Source organism: Streptomyces xiaopingdaonensis (assembly GCF_000262345.1).
GTDB lineage: Bacteria > Actinomycetota > Actinomycetes > Streptomycetales > Streptomycetaceae > Streptomyces > Streptomyces xiaopingdaonensis.
Genome location: NZ_AJTQ01000020.1, coordinates 1 through 19,481 on the forward strand (window position 1 = coordinate 1; position 19,481 = coordinate 19,481).

The window sequence follows — 19,481 nt, forward strand, 5'->3', positions numbered from 1 at the left end:
GCCCGCGGCACCCCGGAAGGTCAGTACGTGTAGAACCCGGCCTGCGCCTTGCGGCCGAGGCGGCCCGCGTCGACCATCCGCTGGAGCAGCGGGGGAGCGGCGTAGAGCGGCTCCTTGAACTCGGCGTACATGGAGTCGGCGACCGAGGCGACGGTGTCGAGGCCGATGAGGTCGGAGAGCTTGAGCGGGCCCATGGGATGGGCGCAGCCGAGCTCCATGCCGTCGTCGATGTCCTCCCGGCTGGCGATCCCGGACTCGAACATCCGTATGGCGGAGAGAAGGTACGGGATGAGCAGCGCGTTGACGACGAAGCCCGACCGGTCCTGCGCCCTGATCGTGTGCTTGCCGAGGAGCTCCCCGACGGCGGCCTCGGCGCGGCGGATCGTCTCCTCGCCGGTGGTCAGCGCGGGGATGAGCTCGACGAGCTTCTGCACGGGGGCGGGGTTGAAGAAGTGGATGCCGATGACCTGGTCCGGGCGGGAGGTGGCCACGGCGAGCTTCACCAGCGGGATCGAGGAGGTGTTGGAGGCGAGGATCGCGTCGGGGCGCACGACGACCTGGTCGAGGACCTGGAAGATCTCCGTCTTCACCTGCTCGCTCTCGATCACCGCCTCGATGACCAGGTCGCGGTCGGCGAAGTCGCCCAGGTCGGTGGTGAAGGTGAGGCGGTCGAGGACGGCGTCCCGCTCCTCCGCGCCGAGCTTCCCGCGCTCCGCGGCCTTCTCCAGGGAGTTCACCAGCCGTGTACGGCCGAACTCCAGCGCCTCCCCCGTGGTCTCGGCGACCTTGACCTCCAGGCCGGCCCGGGCGCAGACCTCGGCGATGCCGGCGCCCATCTGGCCACAGCCCACCACTCCGACGCGTTCGATGTCGGTCACATCGTGCCTTTCGCTGCTCTCTGGTCCCCTGCACCGACGCAGGTCGGGCCCGCGCCGTCTCGCCGCCCGACGTTACCCCCGAACTCTGCCCGCACACGCGCCGGGTGTGGCCCGCGGCACGCAGCGCTCCGCGTGCGGGTGTGCACGCGGGGTTGTCCGTGCTGGGTGCGGGCGCCGATGATCTGCCGCGCGGCCTCAACGGGGAGGCCAGGAACGAGGGGAACCCATGGGTCATCTCACACGAAGAACCTTCGCGGCCGGCGGCCTCGGCGCCGCGGCGGGCCTCACCGGTGCCCTCGCGCCGCCGGCCGCCGCGGCGGAGCGCGGCGCGGGGAGCGGAACGGCCGGGCACGGGGCGACGGAGGTGCGCGCCATGTGGCTCGCGACCGTCGACAACCGCGACTGGCCGAGCTCCCCGGGGCTCCCGCCGGCCGAGCAGCGGGCCGAGCTCCTCGCCCATCTCGACGCGGCGGTCGAGCGCCGCCTCAACACCGTCTACTTCCAGGTCCGTCCGACCGCCGACGCGCTGTGGGAATCGCCGTACGAGCCGTGGTCGGAGTGGCTCACCGGGGAGCAGGGGCGCGACCCCGGCTGGCGCCCCGTCGAGTTCGCCGTCCGGGAGGCGCACCGGAGGGGGCTGCGGATCGAGGGGTGGTTCAACCCGTACCGCATCGCGCTGCACGACGATCCGTCGCGGCTCGCCGCCGGCCACCCCGCACGCCTGCACCCCGAGTGGGCCGTCTCCTACGGCGGGCAGCTCTACTACAACCCGGGCATCCCCGAGGTGCGGCGGTTCGTGCAGGTGGCGATGGTCGACGCGGTCCGCCGGCATCCGCTCGACGGCGTCCACTGGGACGACTACTTCTACCCCTACCCGGTCGAGGGCGAGGAGTTCGACGACGCGGCGGCGTTCGCCGAGTACGGCCGCGGCTTCCCCGACGTCGCCTCCTGGCGCCGGGCCAACGTCGACCTGCTCGTTCGGGAGACGGCGCTGCGGGTGCGGCGGCTGCGGCCGCGGGTGCGCTTCGGCGTCAGCCCCTTCGGCGTCTGGCGGAACGCAGCCGCCGATCCGCGGGGGTCGGCGACGGAGGCGGGGGTCACGACGTACGACGACCTGTACGCGGACACCCGGAAGTGGGCGCGCAGGGGGTGGGTCGACTACCTCGTCCCGCAGCTTTACTGGAACATCGGCTTCCCCGCCGCCGACTACGCGGAGTTGGCGCGCTGGTGGGCGCGGACGGTGCGCGGTACGGGCGTCGACCTCTACGTGGGCGAGGCCCTCTACAAGGCCGGTGACCCGGAGCAGTCCGCCGAGTGGCAGGACCCGGACGAGCTCTCGCGCCACCTCTCCCTCTGCCGACGGCTCCCCGAGGTGCGGGGGCACTCCTTCTTCTCCGCGCTGGAGGTCTCGCAGGACGTGATCGGGGCTATGGACGCCGTCGTCCGCGACCACTACCGGCACCGCGCGATGCTCCGCTAGACGTGCCGGCCCCCGTCCCGCGGCGGGCGTGGGCCGTCTCCCGTTTGCCTAAATGCATTAGGTAGATGCATAGTGGCTGTCGGAAAACGGGAGGCGCCTTATGGTACGCGCAGGACTCACGGCCGAGCGCCTCGCCGAGGCGGGCGCGGAACTCGCCGACGAGGTCGGCTTCGAGCACGTGACGGTCTCGGCGCTGGCGCGGCGGTTCGACGTCAAGGTCGCGAGTCTGTACTCGCACCTCAAGGGTTCGCACGACCTCAGGACGAGGATCGCCCTCCTCGCGCTCGACGAACTCGCCGACCGCGTCGCCGACGCCCTCGCGGGCCGCGCGGGCAGGGACGCGCTCGCCGCGTTCGCCCACGCCTACCGCGACTACGCAAGAGAGCATCCCGGGCGCTACGCAGCGGCGCGCCTGCGTCTCGACCCCGAGACGGCGGCGAGGAGCGCCGGCGTGAAACACGCGCAGATGACCCGCGCGATCCTGCGCGGCTACGACCTGACCGAGCCCGAAGAGACGCATGCCGTCCGGCTGTTGGGCAGCGTCTTCCACGGCTACATCAGCCTGGAGGCGTCCGGCGGGTTCGAACACACCGCTGTCTCCGCCGAGGAGTCCTGGACCTGGGCCCTCGACCGCCTCGACGCGCTGCTACGGCAGCGTCCCACTCCCTGACCTTTGCCTCCGTCCGCGGCGGACGGAGCCCCTGACCGACAGGCTGAGGCAATGAGCAACGACTGGACCACCACCCCTCTGACTCCCGAACTCGTACGCGGGGCCCTGGAGTTGGACTACACCGACCAGGGCGTCCGCCCGCACAGGCTGCCGGCGCACGCCCGCGCGCGGGGCGCCGACGGGCAGCTCCTCATGGCCGAGGCCCAGACGTCGGGCGTGCGGCTCGTCTTCCGGACCCGGGCCACCGCGATCGAGCTCGACACCCTTCCCACCAAGCGCGCCTACGTGGGCGCCCCGCCGCGTCCGGACGGCGTCTACGACCTGCTCGTCGACGGCCGCCTGGCGGATCAGGGCAGCGTGGTGGGCGGGAACACCCTGGTGATCGACATGGCCGCCGGAACCGCGGAGACCCGTTCCGGGCCGATCGGCACCCTCCGCTTCGACGGCCTGCCCGCCCGCGCGAAGGACGTCGAGATCTGGCTGCCGCACAACGAGGCGACGGAGCTCGTGGCCCTGCGCACCGACGCACCCGTCGAGCCGGCAGCCGACCGCGGGCGCAACGTCTGGCTCCACCACGGCAGTTCGATCAGCCACGGCTCCGACGCCGCGAGTCCGACGACCACCTGGCCCGCGCTCGCCGCCTCCCTCGGCGGCGTGGAGCTCGTCAACCTCGGCTACGGCGGCAGCGCCCTCCTCGACCCGTTCACGGCGCGGACGCTCAGGGACACCCCCGCCGACATGATCAGCGTCAAGATCGGCATCAACCTCGTCAACGCGGACCTGATGCGGCTGCGCGCCTTCGTCCCCGCCGTCCACGGGTTCCTCGACACGATCCGCGAGGGGCACCCGACGACGCCGCTGCTGGTGGTCTCGCCCCTGCTGTGCCCGATACACGAGGACACCCCGGGGCCGGCCGAACCCGACTTCTCCCTGGTGGCCGAGGGGCGGCTGCGGTTCCGGGCGACGGGCGACCCGGAGGCGCGGGCCGCGGGGAAGCTCACGCTCAACGTCGTGCGCGAGGAGCTGTCCCGGATCGTCGAGCAGCGGGCGGTCGAGGACGCGCACCTCGCCTACCTCGACGGGCGCGACCTCTACGGCGAGGCGGACGCGTCCGAACTGCCGCTCCCCGACGGTCTCCACCCGGACGCGACCACGCACCGCCGCATCGGCGAGCGCTTCGCCGAACGCGTCTTCGCCGGCGACGGGGTGTTCGCCGGCAGGGGCTGAAGCCGCCCCTGCTCAGCGGTTGGGGCGCGGCTGGTTCGGTGTCTCCTTGACGCAGTCGGGTCCCGGCGCGACGACGGCTTCGTGGCCGTCGTCCTCGAAGCGCACGCGGTACGGCGGCGCGCCCTCCGTGCCGAGGACCTCCAGGACCTGCGCGGCGCGGTCGTGCTGTCCGACCGCCCTGCCGTGCATCAGGAGCCGGTCGCCTGCTGTCGCCTGCATCGAAGTCCTCCTTGCCGCTCGCAGGGGCCGGCGGACCGCGACCGCACGGTCGCGTGGCCGGCGGATGGCTCTCCTCCAGGCTACGGCGGCGGGCGGGCCCCGTCGCGTTCACGCAGCGTGGCTGCCCGGCGGGGAGCGTGGCACGATGGCCGCCATGGACGAGCAGCCGACCTTCCCGGCGCCCTACGAACTCTCGCTGGACACGGACAGGTTGGACCGCGACAAGGTCCACGGCTGGCTCTCGCGGGACGCGTACTGGGCGCTGGGGCGTCCCCGGGAGACACAGGACCGGGCGATCGACGGCTCGCTCAACTTCGGTGTGTACGACGCCGGTTCGGGGGAGCAGGTGGCGTACGCGCGGGTCGTCACGGACGGCGCGACGTTCGCGTGGCTCTGCGACGTCTACGTGGAACGCGGTGCGCGCGGTGCAGGCGTGGGGACGGCGCTCGTCGCGGCCGTGCGTGCGCGACTGCAGGAGTACGGCGTGCGGCGGACCCTGCTGTGCACCGAGGACGCGCACGGTCTCTACCGTAAGAGCGGTTTCTCCCGACTCGCCGACCCCGAGCGGTGGATGGCCGCCTTCGGGGGCACGAAAACCTGACCCCCGTACGGCTCCCGAACTGCCGACGGGGTCTCGAACAACCGGCGTGCCGCGCCTAGTATCGGCCGATGCACCTTCGTGTGACGCTGCTTGCGGCGGGGCGGAGTTCGAGCCTGCTCGACGTGCGCTTCGACGACGAGCGTCCGCTCGACCAACCCGGGTGGCACGAGGTGCGCCGCAGGGTCCCGCTCCTCGCGCACCTCGCGGCGGCGGAGATGCGCTACTGCTCGCCGTCGCCCCGCTGCCGCGAGACCGGCGACCTCCTCGGACTCGCCCCGCTCGCCCAACCGGCCCTGCGCGACTGCGACATGGGCCGCTGGCGCGGCTACACGCTCCAGGAGGTCGCGGCCGTCGAGCCGCACTCGGTCGACCAGTGGGTCGCCGACCCGCGCAGCACGGCGCACGGCGGGGAGTCGCTCCTCGGCTTCATCCAGCGGATCGGAGGATGGCTCGACACCCGTCCGCCCGGTGAGACGGGCTGGATCGTCGCCGTGGCGGAGCCGGCGGTCGTGCGGGCCGCCCTGTGCTACGCGCTCAAGGCGCCGCCGCACGCGTACTGGCGGATCGAGGCCAACCCGCTCAGCTCCGTCTCGCTCGTCGGGAGGGCGGGGGACTGGAGCCTCGGGCTGGAGGCGTGAGCTTCGTGGTCCTGATCGCCAACAGGGCGGTACGCAAGGGGAGTTGAGGCGCGTATTTCGGTTGCGGCCCTTCGCGCCCCGGTGTTGGCTGCGCTGCGCGGCTCGAAGACGGGCCGGACGGCGGCGGAGGAGGGCCATGACGAGTGAGCTGCAGGACGAACGGGCCGCGCTGCTCGCGGAGTTCGACGCGGAGGTCCGGCGGGGAGCGGCGCCCGACGTGCCGGGCGCGCGGGTGGAGGCGGTGGGCGGCGTCGTCCGCCAGGTCGGCGGCCCCGGCGAGAGCAACGCCGTCCTCCACAGCGATCTCGGTGCCGAGGACGCGGACCGCGTCGTACGCGAGCAGTGCGCGTATCTGACCGGACTGGGGCACGGCTTCGAGTGGAAGCTGTACGCCCACGACCGCCCGGCGCACCTGCCGGACGTCCTCCGCGCTGCGGGTCTGCGCCCGGGTACGCCGGAGACGGTGATGGTCGCGCCGGCGGCGGCGACAGCCGTCCCCGAGGCGCTGCCCGAGGGGGTGCGCATACGCACGGCGGGTCCGGGCGACCTCGACGCGGTCTGCGAGGTGCACGAGCGCGCCTTCGGCCGGCCCATGCCGGGGCTGCGGGACCGGCTCGCCTCCCAACTCGCCGCCGGGGAGACGGGGTTGTACGCGGAGACGGTCGTCGTCACGGCCGAGGGGCCGCGGGGGCCCGTGAGCGCGGCGCGGTTGGAGCTGCCGCCGCGGGGGCGCTTCGCGGGGCTCTGGGGCGGCGGAACCCTCCCCGGGTGGCGCGGGCGCGGCGTCTATCGCGCCCTCGTCGCGCATCGGGCCGCCGTCGCCGTCGAGCGGGGGTACACCTACCTGTACGTCGACGCGTCCGAGGAGAGCCGGCCCATCCTGGAGCGGCTCGGCTTCGTCCGGCTCACGACGACGACCCCTTACGCGCCGTAGAAGGCCGGCCCCGGGTTTGCCGCACCGGGACCGAGGAACTCGGGGTCCGTAGGCTGCGCGGCCGTTTCGGACGGTCGCACAGCGGGGCGCGCGCCGGGTGGTACGCGCGCGCCGACCACCACCGGTGCCGGGAGTCCGCCATGAAGACAGCAGACGCGCCCTCCGCAACCCCGCAGACCGACGGCCTCGTCCCCCTGCCGGAGCCCCGAGGCCCGCTCTCGGAGCTGCTGGTCGGTGTGCTCGGCGCCGGGCCCGCCGGCAGCCGGCTCGCCGACTGGGAGGGCCTCGTCGACGGCGCCGACCCGTTCGGCGAGGACCTCCAGCTGACCCTCTACCTCTGTTACGAGCTGCACTACCGCGGCCTCGCAGGCGTCGACCCGGAGTGGGAGTGGGACCCGGGGCTGCTGGCGATGCGCTCGGCGGCGGAGCGGAAGTTCCTGGCGGGCGTCCGCTCCTCCGTCAGCGGGGGAGACGACGTGCAGAACGCGCTCGCCGCCCTCCTCACCGAGCCCGAGGGCGCCGCCGGACTCTCGGGGCGGCTCCTCGACGACCGTAGCTGGTGGCAGATGCAGGAGTTCCTCACACACCGCTCCGTCTACCACCTCAAGGAGGCGGACCCGCAGCTCTGGGTGATCCCGCGCCTCGGCGGACGCGCCAAGTCGGGCCTCGTCGCCGTGGAGTTCGACGAGTTCGGCGCCGGACACGAGACCCGCGTCCACGCCCGCCTCTACGCGGACCTGCTGACGGGTGCGGGGCTCGACGCCGGATACCTGCGTTACCTCGAGCATGCCTCGGCTCCCGCGCTCGCGATCGTCAACACGATGAGCCTCTTCGGCCTCCACCGCTCGCTGCGGGGCGCGATGGTCGGGCACTACGCCGCGGTCGAGATCACCTCCTCTCCCGCGTGCGCCCGCCTGGCCCGCGCTCTGGAAGAGCTGGAGGCACCGGAGGAGTGCGTGCACTTCTACCGGGAACACGTGTCGGCCGACGCGGTCCACGAACAGCTCATGCGGCGGGATGTGGTGGACGGCCTCCTCGACGAGGAGCCGCACCTCGCCGGGGACGTCGTACTCGGCCTCCAGGCGGCGGAGTTGATGGAGGACCGGTTCGCCGCGCACCTGACGCGTGCCTGGGACGAGGGCGCCTCCTCGCTCCGGCGGCCCCTCGCCGACTGACCCCCTACTCCGCGGAACGCTTCCTCTCCCGGCGGCACGGGCGGCGGCGGTGGCTCGTGTCGCACCAGGGAAAGTCGGCGCTGCGGTGGCAGGTGCAGAGCGCCACCATGAAGCGGTCGGAATGCGCGGTCCCGCCGTCGGGGAGCGCGATCTCCACGGGGCCTTCCACGAGCAGCGGGCCGGCCGGGTCGATCATGACGCGCCGGGCGTCCGCGTCGCCGGCCGTGCGGTCGCGGTCGGGCTCGTGCTGCGGAGCGTTCGGCACCGTCGATCACCCACTCCTCTGCGGACCGGTCTGCCGCCGGCTCGACCCGGCGGGCTCCCCGCCCGGGTACCTGCGAGAAGCGGAGGCAAACACGTCAGGACCGCGGGCCGTCCGTCCGGCCCGCGGTCCCGGCGCTCGCTTCCGTCGCTGTTCAGTCTGCGGAGACGGCTTCGACGAGGCGCCCCGTCTCGGACTCGGGGAGCGTGTGGGCGATGTCGGCGAGGGCGATCATGCCGACGAGCGCGTCGCCGTCGATCACCGGGAGCCGGCGGACCTTGTGCTGGGTCATCGTGTCGAGCACCTCCCCGGCGTCGTCGTCCGCGCCGACGGTCACGGCCTCGGCCTGGTTGAGGCTGCCCGCGGCCATGCCTCCCGGGTCGCGGCCGGGAGCCAGCACCTTCGTCACGAGGTCGCGGTCGGTGACCACGCCCTTCAGCTTGTTGTCCTTGCCGCAGACGGGCAGGGCGCCGAGGCCGTGCTGAGCCATGAGGCGCGCTGCGTCACCTGCGGTCTCGTCGCTCTGTACGCAGACCGCGCCGGGGGACATCACGTCGCGTGCCACGGTCATGGTGCTCACCTCCACGGGGACGGCCGGCGCCCGTGCTCGCGGTGCCGGCCAACTTCCCCTGCTCACTTCGTTTTTGCGCCCCCGCGCCGGTTCCGGTCCGGGCGGGCGCGGGCCCCAGCCCGCGGCGCGGCGGCCTGACGACGCAGCGCCCTGCGCTCCGGCTGGGACGGCCTGGCGGACGGGTGCCCGTCGGTCCCGGGCCGAAACACGCTCAGGCTGCTGCGAGCTGCGCGACGGGTGCGGGGTGCGTATGCGGTGCAAGCCCCTTTCCTCGCACCGTTGTTGGTCGGACGGTGCCTCAGGCTCGGTACACACGACGACGAGCCGTGCTCCGGCTCCGGGCCGGTCGCGGGACGCTCCGGGCGACGACCTGCCGACGAGGCGGACGATGCCGCGGAGGCTTGCCGCTGCCCCACGAGCGGCTTCCGTCGGCCGACCGTTGCATGGTGGTCGGTGCGGGGATGCGGCGCTCGACGTGGGCACCGGCGCCGGTGCGGCAGCCCGCGGTATCCGTGCGCGGGGCGCCGCCGTCGTCGCGCTCGACGCCGGGCCCGACATGGCTGCGCGTGCTGCCGACGCCCTGCCGGGGACGCCGCTGCTCGTCGGCGCGCTGCCCGAACTCCCCTTCCGCAGCGGGGTTTTCGACGCGGCGGTTGCCAACTTCGTCGTCAACCACGTGGCACGCCCCCGGGCCGCGTTCCGGGAGATGCGGCGCGTGGTGCGCAGGGGCGGCCGCTTCGCCGCGACGGTCCGGGCGGCGCCGCCCGCCGCCGGACAGGCGCTCGTCGGCCGCGCCCTCGACGAGGCCGGCGCCGGAGAGCGGCCACGGTTGGCGAAGGGGGAGGAGTTCGCCCGTACCGGAGAGGGGGTCGGGAAGCTCGCGGACGCCGCCGGGCTCTCCGACGTCCGCTGTGCGACGCTGCGTTGGACACACCGCACGGCCCACGCGGAGTGGTGGGAGCCCGGGCCGCGGGCGTCCGCTCAACGGGCCACGTACTGCGCGCCCGACCTCGGGCCGTACAGGAGGGGGCGCAGCACGCCTTCGTGCGACTGAGCCGTCGATTCGCCGCACCCGGCGGCGAGTTGGCGCTGCGCCGCACCGCGGTGCTCGCCTCCGGACGCGCTCGAGGCCGTCACACCCGGAGGGCGCGGTGCCCCTGCGCCGTCGCCACGAGCGGCCCCCGCTCCTCCCAACCGACGGGCAGCGGGGCGAGGTTGCGCTCGACGTCGGCGAGGCATCCGGCGGCCCCGCACTCGCAGCACAGGGTGAGCCGTACCGACTCCCGCACCGGTGCCCACGGCCGCGCAAAGAACTGTCGGTACTGCACGACGAGTGCACGGTCGGCATACCTCGCCAACCCGCGCCGACCCGCCGGATCCCGCGCGTGCGGCCCGGCCGCCAGCGGCTGCTCCAGCTCCGCGTGCACCTGCGTCGACGTCGCCTCCGCGCCGTGCTCACCGTCCACGTGCACGACGGCGCCGCCCGCGGCCGCAACCTCCGCCGCGACGTCACGGCGCAGCAACTCGTAGAGGCGGAAGGCGCCTTGGCCCGGCCCCAGTCCCCGCCGACGGAGCCGCCGCTGCCGCACCGCGGCGGTCGGGAGGAGCCACACGGCGCGCTCGACGCCGACCGCGGCCGGCGTCAGGGGAGTCCTCTCGGCGCGGACGAGCGGGGCGGCGGAGAGGCGCGCGAGGTCCTCCTCGACCGTCGCACCGCGCTCGCGGTGCAGCGACTCGGCGAGGAGCCGCCTGTCCGACGCACGCCACCGCGCCTCGCGCGGCGTCGACTCCCGGTGGTCCGCGGCCTCGTGGCCGGCGGCGAGTGCGCGGTCGCGGTGCTCCCGGGTGTGGGCGTGCGCGCTGTAGCAGCGCAGGCCGAGGCGGCGGGAGAGACGCCGCGCGACCGTCGTCTCGCCGGCCGCCAGGAGGCCCGCCGAGCCGGGCGACCGCCGGGGCCCTTCATGCCCGGTACGAGCCGTACCCCTCGACGAGCTGGGTCTCGGCGGCGTCGAAGTAGGCGTCGAGCCGCTCGGCGGCCGTGCGCCAGGAGGCAGCGGCGAGGAGGTCGGCGATCTCGCGGTTGAGGCCGAGGTAGGGCTCGTGGAACTCGCGGGGGCGGGACATCACATGGAAGGCGAGGCGGAGTTCGGCGAGGACCTGGCGCATGGTCTCGTTGGCGCGGGGGCTGCACGCAAGTGCGACGAGGGCCTCGTGGAAGCGCATGTTCGCAGTGCCGACGTCCCACCAGCGCTCGTCCCACGCGGCGCGCTCGCCCTCGGTGACGGCTTCGGAGACCGCCTCCACCAGCGGCCCCGGCGCCCCGGCGGCGCGCTGCACCGAGCTCGTCTCCAGCAGCCGCCGTACGCGGTAGAGGTCGACGACGTCGTCCACGGAGAGCACCCGGACGAAGACCCCGCGGTGGAACTCGTGGACCACCAGACGCTCGTGGACGAGCAGGCGGAACGCCTCACGCAGGGTGTTGCGGGAGACGGCGAGCGCCTTGCCCACGCCCTCCTCGGAGAGCTGCGTACCGGGCGTCAGCGCACCGTCGATCACCCGCTGCCGGAGTATGTCGGCGACCCGCTCCGCGGTACTGGCGCGGTCGAGCAGCAGGCGATCGTCGGCAAGCAGATCCATCCACTTGTCCGTGGTGGTCATCGTCCCCCCATCTCGGCGAACTCGGCCTGGAGCGCAGTGTAACGAGGAATTCTCACAGCGGGTCCCGAGCGGCCTCGGCCCCCCGACCGAGAAAATTCCGCTCCGTCCATTGCAGGATTGTTGAACAATCCTCTACGTTGAGCCGGACCGCGCCACCGTGGCCGGTTTTCAGTGCTCCAGCACCGCCGGCCGGCGGTGCCCCGTGGATCGGAGAGCCATGGCTGACGAGATAGACGAGGTCGAGGCAGCGCCGCCCCGCCGCTCGCCGGCGAAGCGCGGCGCGCTCATGGGCGCCGTCTTCCTGATGGCGACGAGCGCGATCGGGCCCGGGTTCATCACCCAGACCACCGAGTTCACCCTGGAACTCGGGGCGGCCTTCGCCTTCGCGATCCTGCTGTCGATCGTCGTCGACATCGCCGTGCAGCTGAACGTCTGGCGCGTGATCGGCGTCTCGGGGATGAAGGCCCAGGACCTCGGGAACAAGGTCGTGCCCGGCCTCGGGTACCTGATGGCCGCGCTCGTCGTCTTCGGCGGGCTCGTCTTCAACGTCGGCAACGTCGCGGGTGCCTCGCTCGGGCTCGACGCCATGTTCGGCCTGGAGACGAAGATCGGCGGCGCCCTCTCCGCGCTGATCGCCGTCGGCATCTTCCTCAGCAAGCGCGCGGGCGCCGCGATGGACAAGCTCGTCGTCGCCCTGGGCGGGCTGATGATCCTGCTCACGGCGTACGTCGCGATCGTCTCGGAGCCACCGGTCGGCGAGGCGATGAAGCAGGCCGTGCTCCCCGACACCGTCAGCTTCCTTGCGATCACCACGCTCATCGGCGGGACCGTCGGCGGTTACATCACGTACGCCGGTGCCCACCGCCTCGTGGACGCGGGTGTCTCGGGGCCCGAGCGGATCAAGGAGATCAGCCGCAGCTCGGTGGTCTCCATGCTCGTCACGGGTGTCATGCGCGTCCTGCTCTTCCTGGCGCTCCTCGGTGTCGTGGGCGGGGGCATCTCGCTCGCCGAGGGCAACCCGACGGCCTCTGCCTTCCAGCACGCGGCGGGCGAGGTCGGGCTGCGGCTCTTCGGGATGGTGATGTGGGCCGCGGGCATCACTTCGGTCATCGGTGCCGCCTACACCTCGATCTCCTTCGTCTCCAGCTTCGGGCCGAGGCTCGAGCGGTCGCGGAACTGGCTCGTGCTCGGGTTCATCCTGATCTCGCTGCTCGTCTTCCTCGTCCTCGACCAGGCCCCGACGACGCTGCTGGTCCTCGCCGGCGCGCTCAACGGCCTGATCCTCCCGATCGGCTTCGGGGTGCTGATGTGGATCGCCTGGCGCCGCCGCGACCTGCTCCACGGGTACCGCTACCCGAGGTGGCTGCTGGTGGTCGGCATCCTGGTCTTCGCCCTCACCGTCTACCTGGGGGCCAACTCGATCACCGGTATCGCCGACCTGTGGAACTAGTGCCCCGGCACGGCCGGGCTGTGGAGAACTGAGGTGAGCATGGACCTGAACTCGGACCTCGCGGAGGGCTTCGGCCGCTGGGAACTCGGCGACGACGAGGCGCTGCTGGCGATCGTCACCAGCGCCAACGTCGCCTGCGGCTACCACGCGGGGGACGCCACGGTGATCCGCCGCGCGTGCGAGCAGGCGGCGCACCACGGCGTCGCCGTCGGCGCCCAGGTCGGATACCGCGATCTCCCCGGGTTCGGGCGCAGGTTCATCGACGTACCGCCGCCGGAGCTCACCAACGACGTCCTCTACCAGATCGGCGCGCTCGACGGCCTCGCCCGCGTCTCGGGCACACGCGTCCGGTACGTCAAGCCGCACGGTGCGCTCTACAACGCGCTCGTGCACCACGCCGAACAGGCCGCCGCCGTCGTCGAAGCGGTGCGGGCCTGGGACCCGGAGTGCGCCGTGCTCGGCCTGCCCGGCTCGCAGTGGCTGGCGCAGGCCGAGCGAGCCGGACTCCCGGTCCACCGCGAGGCGTTCGCCGACCGCGCCTACACGCCCGAGGGCACCCTCGTCCCGCGCCGCGAACCGGGGGCCGTCCTCCACGATCCGCAGGAGATCGCCGACCGCTGCGTCCGCATCGCCGCGGGCGAGCCGATCACCGCGATCGACGGGTCCGCGCTCCGCGTCACCGCCGACTCGCTGTGCGTACACGGCGACAGCCCCGGTGCCGTGCAGATCGCCGAGACCGTACGCGACCGGCTGCGCTCCGAGGGCGTCGCGCTGCGTCCCTTCGCGGCAGAGCGGGAGATGTGACCTGCGTTGCGGTTCCTGCGCTGCGCCGATCACGGCCTGCTCGTCGAACTCGCCGACCTCGACGAGGTCCTGGCGCTCTACGCCGCTCTCCGGGCGGAGCCGCCGCCGGGCGTCACCGACCTGGTGCCCGCGGCCCGCACCCTCCTTCTCCACCTCGCCGCCGACGCCGACGCGGGCGGTGTGGAGCGCGCCGTCCGTGCCGCCGAGCCCACGGCGGGGTCGCAGGGCGGGGACGAACTGCTGCGCGTCCCCGTCGTCTACGACGGGGCGGACCTCGACGAGGTCGCCGAGCTCACCGGACTCACCCGGCGCGAGGTGGTCGACCGCCACACCGCGGCCGAGTGGACGGTCGCCTTCGGCGGCTTCGCGCCCGGCTTCGGCTACCTCGCGGGCGGGCCACCGGAGTTGACGGTGCCGCGGCGCGCCGAGTCGCGGACGCGCGTGCCGGCGGGCGCCGTCGGGCTCGCGGGCGAGTTCAGCGGCGTCTACCCGCGGGAGTCGCCGGGCGGTTGGCAGTTGATCGGCAGGACGGAGCTGCCCATGTGGCAGGTGGACCGCGACCCTCCGGCCCTGCTGCGGCCCGGGGTCCGCGTCCGCTTCGAGGAGGTCTCATGACGACGGACGCCCCCGCGCCCGAAGCCCTCGAGGTCGTCTCGACGGGCCCGCTCGCCACGCTCCAGGACCTCGGCCGACCCGGCCTCGCGCACATCGGCGTCGGCGCCTCGGGCGCCGCCGACCGCGGGGCTCTGCGCCTCGCCAACCGCCTCGTGGCCAACCCCGAGGGCGCGGCGGCGATCGAGGCGACGCTTGGCGGGCTCGCCGTCCGTGCCGGGCGTGAGGTGGTCGTCGCCGTCACCGGTGCGCCCTGCCCCGTCACCGTCGACGGGGCCGCCGCCGCGTCCCACTCGGTGGTGCGGGTGCCGGCGGGTGCCGAACTGCGGCTCGGTGTACCGCGGTCGGGGCTGCGCAGCTACCTGGCGGTGCGTGGTGGCCTCGCCGTCGATCCGGTGCTCGGCTCCCGGGCGACCGATGTCCTCGCCGGGCTCGGCCCCGACCCCCTCACCGCGGGGACCCGGCTGCCCGTGGGGCCGCCGCCGGAGCGGTTCCCCTGCGTCGACCTGGCGCCTGTCGAGGCGCCCGTCTCCGGGGAGCTCACCCTCCGTGTCGTGCCGGGGCCGCGCGCCGAGTGGTTCACACAGGCGGCGCTCGACGCGCTGTTGAGCAGTGCGTACGAGGTGACGTCGGAGAGCAACCGCGTCGGCATGCGGCTCGACGGGCCCGTGTTGGAGCGTGTACGCGCCGAGGAGCTGCCGAGCGAGGGGATGGTCGCCGGTGCGCTCCAGGTCCCGCCCTCGGGGCAGCCGACGCTCTTCCTCGCCGACCATCCCGTCACGGGCGGCTACCCCGTGATCGCCGTCGTCGCTTCGCGCGACGTCGACCGGGCGGCGCAGGCGCGGCCGGGGCAGCGCGTCCGCTTCACCGCGAGCCCGTCGCGTGCGTCGCGCCACCGCACCTACTGACGCGGTGCACCCACCCCAACAGGCAGAGAAGTGAGGGCAAGATGACCGACACCCCGAACCCCGCGCCCCGCGAGCTCGCCCCCGAGCAGGCGCGGGCGGCCTTCCGCGGCGGGCTCAAGGCGCCGACCTCCGGGTACAGCGCGGGCTGGACCCAGGCCAACCTGATCTGCCTGCCCCGCGCGGAGGCGTACGACTTCCTTCTCTTCGCGCAGCGCAACCCCCGCTCGTGCCCCGTCCTCGACGTGACGGAGCCGGGGGAGACGGCCGCGTCGATATTCGCCGGGGACCTGAGGACGGACCTGCCCGGCTACCGCGTCTACCGGGACGGCGAGTTGGCCGAGGAGCGTACCGAGGTCACCGGCGTGTGGCGGGAGGACCTCGTCTCCTTCCTCATCGGGTGCAGCTTCACCTTCGAGGCGGCGCTGCTGGAGGCCGGCGTCCCCGTCCGGCACATCGAGGCGGGGAGCAACGTCCCGATGTACCGCACCAACCGTGCGTGCCGTCCGGCCGGTGCGCTCGCGGGGCCGCTCGTCGTCTCGATGCGCCCCGTCCCCGCCGACCAGGTCGCGACGGCGGTCCGGGTCACCTCGCGGTACCCCGCGGTCCACGGCGCCCCCGTCCACGTCGGGGCGCCGGGGGAGTTGGGCATCGACGACCTGGACGCGCCGGACTTCGGCGACCGGGTCGAGGTCGCTCCCGGCGAGGTCCCGGTCTTCTGGGCGTGCGGCGTCACCCCGCAGGCGGCCGTGATGCATTCGCGCCCGTCCTTCGCGATCGGCCACGCGCCGGGCCACATGGCGATCACCGACGCGCGGGACAGCGGGTTCCAGGTTCCGTAGGCTCCCGTCGGCGGACGGCTCAACCGGCCGCGGCTAGCTGCCCGGAGGCGACCGTGAGCACGAACACCCCGACGAGCGCGGCGAATCCGATCGCTCCCGCCTTGGCGCCGCCGCGCGGCACGAGGACGCCGACGACGGAGGCGAGCGTCACCGCAGGTGCGAGGAGGACGCAGGCCATCAGCAGCGCGCCGCCGAGCGGCAGCGAGCTTTGGATGCCGTCCTCGCATGACGAAGAAGAGGGAGGACACGCTACCGCGAAAAGCGGCCCGATGACGCTGGCGTACGCGCCCGCCACCACGAGCACCACTACCAGCACCGCACGTCCGGCCCAATCGGCCGCGTTCGGGCGGGTGTCGGCGCGCCGCGCAGTCGTGTCCGTCTCCTGGCTTCTCATGCCGTCGACGTTACGGAGCCGCCGCCGGACTCCGGTATCCGTCGGGATACTCAGAGGAACATGGGCGTCAACTCCGCCTGCTGTGCAGACGGTTGAGCCTCAGCGCGAGAGGAGCCCGGTGAGGACCCGGTGCATTCCCCGCTCGAAGAGCGCCCGCACGTCGGCGTCGGCGTCGGCCTCCGCCATCGCCGCGGCCACGAGCGGATGGCCTCCGGTCTCCGCCGCCGACGCGAGGTAGGCGGCCTGGGCCGCCCGGCGGTCCGTCCGCCCCTGGTGCGCCTCCAGTTCGGTCCTGGCGAAGAGCGAGACGAGCGCGTTGGTCAGCGCGACGACCTCCATCCTGGCCCGGCCCGAGAGCGGTGCCGGTGCCGTGGCGGCGAGCGCGTACTCCAGGAAGTCGAGCCCGCGCGGCCCCAACCGCAGGGGCTCCGGGGGGACTTCGCAGAGCCATGGGTGGCGCAGGTGCACCGTCCTGGTCCGGCGGGCGAGGGCGAGCAGGTCGGCGACGGGGTCGCCGGAGAGCGGGACGTCGAGTGCGATCTCGCCCGTCACGGCGTCCGTCATCAGGTCGAGCAGGTCGTCGCGGCCCGAGAGGTGGCGGTAGAGCGACGCCTGCCCCGTGCCGAGGGCTCCGGCCACCTGCCGCATGGACACCGCGGACAGACCGCGGCGGTCGGCCAAGTCGACGGCGGCCGCGGTGAGTTCGGCCCGGCCGTACGCGGCGGCCGGGCCGCGTGCGCCCTGCTCCGGACGCGACCACACGCTCGGCGCTCCTTCGGCCACGCCTCGTCACCCGCCCTTCCGTCCCGACGTCCGGCCGCCTAGTATAGAAACTGCGAACACTGTTCTCGGTTTTGGGAGTCCCCGTGCCTGCTCCTCCGCCCGACCGCCCGTGGGCCCCGACGCGCTGGGCGGAGAACGGCGACGTCCGCCTCGCCTACGACCGGTTGACCGAAGGCGGCGAGGGCGAGCCGCTGCTCCTCGTCGCGGGGCTCGGCGCGAACCGGCGCTGGTTCCCGGACGGTCTCGGCCGACTCCTGGCGGCGCAGGGCTTCGCCGTCGCCCGCTACGACCAGCGGGACGGCGGCGAGCCGACGCACCTGCCGCCCGCCCCCACGCGCAACCCCGTCTCCGCGCTCGTGCGCGGGCGCCAAGTCGCCTACACAGCCGAGGAGACGGCCGACGACGCGGTCGCCGTGCTCGACGCCCTCGGATGGCGGACGGCGCACCTGCTCGGCGTCTCGCTCGGCGGCGCCGTGGCCCAGCGCGTCGCACTGCGGCACCCGACGCGCGTCCGCACGCTCACCTCGATGGCGGCCGTGCCGGGCGACGCCGCGGGGCTGCGCGCCCTGCGGTACGTGCGCCTCTCCACTCTCCTGCGGTTCGCGCGGCTCAGGTTCCCCGACACCCGCGAGGGCGCCGTCGAGGCGGGCGTTGCCGTCTCCCGCCTCCTCGCCTCCCCCTCGCGCCCGTTCGACGAGCGCGCCGCACGGGCCGCAGCCGAGCGCAACGCCGACCGCGGCGTCCACGACGCGCAGGCGCAGAGCCGGCAGATCGGCGCAGTGTGGCACGGCGGCGCCATCGAACGGATCGCGCGGCCCGCGCTCGTGCTGCACGGCGCCGACGACCCCTTGATCAAGCCCCGCGCCGCCGAGGCGACAGCGGCGCGGATACCGGGGGCCCGGCTGGCGCTGCTCCCCGGTGTCGGGCACGACCTCCCCGAGCCCTGCTGGCCCCGCGTCGTCTCGGAGGTGCGCCGACTGGCCGACGGTGCCGACAACTCCCCGTCCCCGCGGGGCGGTTGACGAACACCGTGCTCGGGACGCGGCGACCGTCGCCGGAGGCCGGCGCGGTCGGCGCGCCTCGGCGGGCGGTCGAGCCGCGGCGGCGAGCAGCCGCGCTCCGGTGAAGGATTCCGCAGGCGGGAACGCTTTTGCGACGCCCTCGGGCCGCCCCGTGGCCGGCGTCGGCGACGGGGTCATGCGGCTCCTCCCGCCGGTCTAGCGCTGACGAGCCGGGCGCACGACGATCTCGTTGACGTCGACATCCGCCGGCTGCGCGAGCGCGAACGAGACGGCGCCCGCGATGGCGGCCGGGTCGAGCGCATGCGCGCGGTAGGTGCGCATCGCCTCGGCGGCCCCCGGCTCCGTGATGGTGCGGGCGAGCTCGGATTCGACGACGCCCGGCGAGACGGTCGTGACCCGGATCGAGGGGTCGGCCTCCTGGCGCAGCCCCTCGCTGATCGCCCAAGCCGCGTACTTGGTGCCGCAGTAGACGGCGCCGGTGGGGACGACCTCGTGGGCGCCGATGCTCGCGACCGTGACGAAGTGCCCCCGGCCCTGCGCGCCGAAGACGGGCAGCGCCGCGGCGATGCCGTGGAGCAGGCCGCGCACGTTGACGTCGATCATCCGGTCCCACTCGTCGACGTGCAGGGAGTCGAGCCGCGAAAGCGGCATGATGCCGGCGTTGTTGACGAGGGCGTCCACCCGGCCGTGGCGCTCGCGGGCGGCATCGACGAAGGCCGCGACGTCGGCGCGGTCGGTCACGTCGAGCCGGACCGGTTGCAGGCCGCCGCCGGAGCCGCTCCCGGACGCCTCCTCCGCGAGCGTCCGCAGGCGGTCGAGACGGCGGGCGCCTGCCACCACCTGGTGCCCTTCGCCCGCGAGTCGTTCGGCGACGGCTGCGCCGATTCCGCTGCTTGCCCCGGTGACGAGGACGACCTTGCGACCGGCTGCCTCGGATCTCTGTGTGGTCATGGCGACGAGACTGGCCGCGTCGGGCCGCCCGCGGGAGGGGCGGCGTTCTCCTGGGTGCAGCGCACCCAGGCTGCGCGAGGGGACCACTGCCTAGCATGGTGGCCATGGCACGCTCGGAGCTCGGCTCGTACCTCATGGCCGGCCGCGCCCGCGTCACCCCGGGCGAGGCGAACCTCCCCGTCACCGGGCCCCGCCGGGTGCCGGGGCTGCGGCGCGAGGAGGTCGCCCTGCTGGCCGGGGTCAGCGCCGATTACTACGTACGCCTTGAGCAGGGTCGCGAACGCACGCCGTCCGCGCAGGTGCTCGACTCGCTCGCCGCCGTCCTGCGGCTCGACGAGGACGGCCGCCGGCACCTCTTCCGGCTCGCCGGTCTCGGCCCGCGCCCCCTCGCCGCCGCCGTGCCGA

General features: G+C 74.0%; 24 protein-coding genes. 15 read left to right on the forward strand and 9 right to left on the reverse strand.

Features of this window, described 5'->3' with window-relative positions; genetic code table 11:
• Positions 1–20 precede the first annotated feature (20 nt).
• Positions 21–878 (reverse strand): 3-hydroxybutyryl-CoA dehydrogenase, encoded by an 858-nt coding sequence (locus tag UWG_RS0101265; RefSeq protein WP_016905392.1) that lies wholly within the window; start codon positions 876–878, stop codon positions 21–23.
• 226 nt (positions 879–1,104) lie between these two features.
• Here UWG_RS0101265 and UWG_RS0101270 point away from each other — a divergent pair, with 226 nt between their 5' ends.
• From UWG_RS0101270 to UWG_RS0101280, 3 genes are all read left to right on the forward strand, one after another.
• A complete protein-coding gene (locus UWG_RS0101270) occupies positions 1,105–2,358 on the forward strand; it encodes a glycoside hydrolase family 10-like protein (RefSeq protein ID WP_016905393.1) in 1,254 nt (417 codons plus the stop codon).
• Positions 2,359–2,458: 100 nt separating this feature from the next.
• Entirely contained in the window at positions 2,459–3,028 is a 570-nt protein-coding gene (locus tag UWG_RS0101275; RefSeq protein WP_016905394.1) for a TetR/AcrR family transcriptional regulator, read from the forward strand.
• Between the two features lie 51 nt (positions 3,029–3,079).
• Complete coding sequence (locus UWG_RS0101280; protein ID WP_016905395.1) at positions 3,080–4,255, forward strand: GDSL-type esterase/lipase family protein; 1,176 nt, start codon at positions 3,080–3,082, stop codon at positions 4,253–4,255.
• Positions 4,256–4,267: 12 nt separating this feature from the next.
• Here the strand turns inward: UWG_RS0101280 and UWG_RS0101285 are convergent, their stop codons facing one another.
• Positions 4,268–4,474: a DUF1918 domain-containing protein gene (locus tag UWG_RS0101285; RefSeq protein WP_016905396.1), complete on the reverse strand. Its 207-nt coding sequence runs from the start codon at positions 4,472–4,474 to the stop codon at positions 4,268–4,270.
• 145 nt (positions 4,475–4,619) lie between these two features.
• On the opposite strand from UWG_RS0101285, the gene UWG_RS0101290 reads away from it, so the two are divergent.
• The 4 genes from UWG_RS0101290 (at position 4,620) to UWG_RS0101305 (ending at position 7,822) form a co-directional block, all read left to right on the forward strand.
• Positions 4,620–5,075, forward strand: a complete 456-nt coding sequence (locus UWG_RS0101290) for a GNAT family N-acetyltransferase (protein ID WP_016905397.1) — start codon at positions 4,620–4,622, stop codon at positions 5,073–5,075.
• Positions 5,076–5,143: 68 nt separating this feature from the next.
• The gene (locus UWG_RS0101295; protein ID WP_029391069.1) at positions 5,144–5,713 is read left to right on the forward strand and encodes a histidine phosphatase family protein; all 570 of its coding nucleotides are present in this window, start codon (positions 5,144–5,146) and stop codon (positions 5,711–5,713) included.
• Positions 5,714–5,849: 136 nt separating this feature from the next.
• Positions 5,850–6,647 carry a GNAT family N-acetyltransferase gene (locus UWG_RS0101300; protein WP_016905399.1) on the forward strand — a complete coding sequence of 266 codons (798 nt, stop codon included), beginning with the start codon at positions 5,850–5,852 and terminating at the stop codon, positions 6,645–6,647.
• Positions 6,648–6,787: 140 nt separating this feature from the next.
• Positions 6,788–7,822: an iron-containing redox enzyme family protein gene (locus UWG_RS0101305; RefSeq protein WP_016905400.1), complete on the forward strand. Its 1,035-nt coding sequence runs from the start codon at positions 6,788–6,790 to the stop codon at positions 7,820–7,822.
• Positions 7,823–7,826: 4 nt separating this feature from the next.
• Here UWG_RS0101305 and UWG_RS0101310 read toward each other — a convergent pair whose 3' ends face one another.
• A complete protein-coding gene (locus tag UWG_RS0101310; protein ID WP_016905401.1) occupies positions 7,827–8,087 on the reverse strand; it encodes a CDGSH iron-sulfur domain-containing protein in 261 nt (86 codons plus the stop codon).
• Between the two features lie 151 nt (positions 8,088–8,238).
• Complete coding sequence (locus tag UWG_RS0101315; protein ID WP_016905402.1) at positions 8,239–8,655, reverse strand: CBS domain-containing protein; 417 nt, start codon at positions 8,653–8,655, stop codon at positions 8,239–8,241.
• A 475-nt stretch (positions 8,656–9,130) separates the two neighbouring features.
• On the opposite strand from UWG_RS0101315, the gene UWG_RS32910 reads away from it, so the two are divergent.
• The gene (locus UWG_RS32910; RefSeq protein ID WP_157838521.1) at positions 9,131–9,709 is read left to right on the forward strand and encodes a methyltransferase domain-containing protein; all 579 of its coding nucleotides are present in this window, start codon (positions 9,131–9,133) and stop codon (positions 9,707–9,709) included.
• Positions 9,710–9,788: 79 nt separating this feature from the next.
• Here the strand turns inward: UWG_RS32910 and UWG_RS29285 are convergent, their stop codons facing one another.
• Both UWG_RS29285 and UWG_RS0101330 read right to left on the reverse strand, forming a co-directional pair.
• The gene (locus UWG_RS29285; RefSeq protein ID WP_016905403.1) at positions 9,789–10,268 is read right to left on the reverse strand and encodes a hypothetical protein; all 480 of its coding nucleotides are present in this window, start codon (positions 10,266–10,268) and stop codon (positions 9,789–9,791) included.
• A gap of 346 nt (positions 10,269–10,614) precedes the next feature.
• The gene (locus UWG_RS0101330; protein WP_016905404.1) at positions 10,615–11,313 is read right to left on the reverse strand and encodes a GntR family transcriptional regulator; all 699 of its coding nucleotides are present in this window, start codon (positions 11,311–11,313) and stop codon (positions 10,615–10,617) included.
• A gap of 217 nt (positions 11,314–11,530) precedes the next feature.
• On the opposite strand from UWG_RS0101330, the gene UWG_RS0101335 reads away from it, so the two are divergent.
• Genes UWG_RS0101335 through UWG_RS0101355 form a run of 5 tightly spaced genes read left to right on the forward strand, consistent with a single transcriptional unit; the run spans position 11,531 to position 15,926 of the window.
• Positions 11,531–12,763 carry an NRAMP family divalent metal transporter gene (locus tag UWG_RS0101335; RefSeq protein WP_016905405.1) on the forward strand — a complete coding sequence of 411 codons (1,233 nt, stop codon included), beginning with the start codon at positions 11,531–11,533 and terminating at the stop codon, positions 12,761–12,763.
• Between the two features lie 39 nt (positions 12,764–12,802).
• Positions 12,803–13,567 (forward strand): LamB/YcsF family protein, encoded by a 765-nt coding sequence (locus UWG_RS0101340; RefSeq protein WP_193386396.1) that lies wholly within the window; start codon positions 12,803–12,805, stop codon positions 13,565–13,567.
• Between the two features lie 6 nt (positions 13,568–13,573).
• Complete coding sequence (locus UWG_RS0101345) at positions 13,574–14,182, forward strand: 5-oxoprolinase subunit B family protein (protein ID WP_016905407.1); 609 nt, start codon at positions 13,574–13,576, stop codon at positions 14,180–14,182.
• Positions 14,179–15,087: a 5-oxoprolinase subunit C family protein gene (locus UWG_RS0101350; RefSeq protein WP_016905408.1), complete on the forward strand. Its 909-nt coding sequence runs from the start codon at positions 14,179–14,181 to the stop codon at positions 15,085–15,087. Before UWG_RS0101345 ends, UWG_RS0101350 begins: the two co-directional genes overlap by 4 nt.
• A gap of 41 nt (positions 15,088–15,128) precedes the next feature.
• Positions 15,129–15,926, forward strand: coding sequence for a putative hydro-lyase (locus tag UWG_RS0101355; protein ID WP_016905409.1), 798 nt, complete (start codon positions 15,129–15,131; stop codon positions 15,924–15,926).
• A gap of 19 nt (positions 15,927–15,945) precedes the next feature.
• On the opposite strand, the gene UWG_RS0101360 is transcribed toward UWG_RS0101355, so the two are convergent.
• Both UWG_RS0101360 and UWG_RS0101365 read right to left on the reverse strand, forming a co-directional pair.
• Positions 15,946–16,320 carry a hypothetical protein gene (locus tag UWG_RS0101360; RefSeq protein WP_016905410.1) on the reverse strand — a complete coding sequence of 125 codons (375 nt, stop codon included), beginning with the start codon at positions 16,318–16,320 and terminating at the stop codon, positions 15,946–15,948.
• Positions 16,321–16,419: 99 nt separating this feature from the next.
• Positions 16,420–17,082 (reverse strand): TetR/AcrR family transcriptional regulator, encoded by a 663-nt coding sequence (locus UWG_RS0101365; protein WP_016905411.1) that lies wholly within the window; start codon positions 17,080–17,082, stop codon positions 16,420–16,422.
• Positions 17,083–17,186: 104 nt separating this feature from the next.
• Between UWG_RS0101365 and UWG_RS0101370 the strand changes: the two genes are divergently transcribed.
• The gene (locus UWG_RS0101370; protein WP_016905412.1) at positions 17,187–18,125 is read left to right on the forward strand and encodes an alpha/beta fold hydrolase; all 939 of its coding nucleotides are present in this window, start codon (positions 17,187–17,189) and stop codon (positions 18,123–18,125) included.
• A 195-nt stretch (positions 18,126–18,320) separates the two neighbouring features.
• On the opposite strand, the gene UWG_RS0101375 is transcribed toward UWG_RS0101370, so the two are convergent.
• Positions 18,321–19,076, reverse strand: coding sequence for an SDR family oxidoreductase (locus UWG_RS0101375; RefSeq protein WP_029391072.1), 756 nt, complete (start codon positions 19,074–19,076; stop codon positions 18,321–18,323).
• Positions 19,077–19,171: 95 nt separating this feature from the next.
• Here UWG_RS0101375 and UWG_RS0101380 point away from each other — a divergent pair.
• Positions 19,172–19,481: helix-turn-helix domain-containing protein (locus UWG_RS0101380; RefSeq protein WP_033195909.1), on the forward strand; the 310-nt coding region annotated here is incomplete at its 3' end.

What these genes read in the sequence shown, in the direction of transcription:
- UWG_RS0101290 (WP_016905397.1), top strand. Translation starts at nt 4,620, where the DNA reads ATGGCCGCCATGGACGAGCAGCCGACCTTCCCGGCGCCCTACGAACTC.
- UWG_RS0101285 (WP_016905396.1), bottom strand. Translation starts at nt 4,474, where the DNA reads ATGCAGGCGACAGCAGGCGACCGGCTCCTGATGCACGGCAGGGCGGTC.
- UWG_RS0101270 (WP_016905393.1), top strand. Translation starts at nt 1,105, where the DNA reads ATGGGTCATCTCACACGAAGAACCTTCGCGGCCGGCGGCCTCGGCGCC.
- UWG_RS0101350 (WP_016905408.1), top strand. Translation starts at nt 14,179, where the DNA reads ATGACGACGGACGCCCCCGCGCCCGAAGCCCTCGAGGTCGTCTCGACG.
- UWG_RS0101300 (WP_016905399.1), top strand. Translation starts at nt 5,850, where the DNA reads ATGACGAGTGAGCTGCAGGACGAACGGGCCGCGCTGCTCGCGGAGTTC.
- UWG_RS0101375 (WP_029391072.1), bottom strand. Translation starts at nt 19,076, where the DNA reads ATGACCACACAGAGATCCGAGGCAGCCGGTCGCAAGGTCGTCCTCGTC.
- UWG_RS0101275 (WP_016905394.1), top strand. Translation starts at nt 2,459, where the DNA reads ATGGTACGCGCAGGACTCACGGCCGAGCGCCTCGCCGAGGCGGGCGCG.
- UWG_RS0101330 (WP_016905404.1), bottom strand. Translation starts at nt 11,313, where the DNA reads ATGACCACCACGGACAAGTGGATGGATCTGCTTGCCGACGATCGCCTG.
- UWG_RS0101295 (WP_029391069.1), top strand. Translation starts at nt 5,144, where the DNA reads ATGCACCTTCGTGTGACGCTGCTTGCGGCGGGGCGGAGTTCGAGCCTG.
- UWG_RS0101355 (WP_016905409.1), top strand. Translation starts at nt 15,129, where the DNA reads ATGACCGACACCCCGAACCCCGCGCCCCGCGAGCTCGCCCCCGAGCAG.
- UWG_RS0101335 (WP_016905405.1), top strand. Translation starts at nt 11,531, where the DNA reads ATGGCTGACGAGATAGACGAGGTCGAGGCAGCGCCGCCCCGCCGCTCG.
- UWG_RS0101315 (WP_016905402.1), bottom strand. Translation starts at nt 8,655, where the DNA reads ATGACCGTGGCACGCGACGTGATGTCCCCCGGCGCGGTCTGCGTACAG.
- UWG_RS0101360 (WP_016905410.1), bottom strand. Translation starts at nt 16,320, where the DNA reads ATGAGAAGCCAGGAGACGGACACGACTGCGCGGCGCGCCGACACCCGC.
- UWG_RS0101340 (WP_193386396.1), top strand. Translation starts at nt 12,803, where the DNA reads ATGGACCTGAACTCGGACCTCGCGGAGGGCTTCGGCCGCTGGGAACTC.
- UWG_RS0101280 (WP_016905395.1), top strand. Translation starts at nt 3,080, where the DNA reads ATGAGCAACGACTGGACCACCACCCCTCTGACTCCCGAACTCGTACGC.
- UWG_RS0101305 (WP_016905400.1), top strand. Translation starts at nt 6,788, where the DNA reads ATGAAGACAGCAGACGCGCCCTCCGCAACCCCGCAGACCGACGGCCTC.